General features: G+C 50.7%; 1 rRNA gene. It reads right to left on the bottom strand.

Annotated features, from left to right (window positions below):
* Positions 1 to 203, bottom strand: a 23S ribosomal RNA gene (locus tag NNO03_RS22705); the annotation flags it as partial.

Here is a 203-nt window from a genome sequence, read left to right as displayed (position 1 = left end):
TCCTCGGGGTACTTAGATGTTTCAGTTCCCCCGGTTCGCTTCATTACGCTATGTATTCACGTAATGATAGTGTGACGAATCACACTGGGTTTCCCCATTCGGAAATCGCCGGCTATAACGGTTCATATCACCTTACCGACGCTTATCGCAGATTAGCACGTCCTTCATCGCCTCTGACTGCCAGGGCATCCACCGTGTACGCT

Origin of the sequence: Citrobacter sp. Igbk 16 (genome assembly GCF_028069755.1) — a bacterium.
GTDB lineage: Bacteria > Pseudomonadota > Gammaproteobacteria > Enterobacterales > Enterobacteriaceae > Citrobacter.
This window is presented reverse-complemented; position numbering and strand designations above follow the sequence as displayed.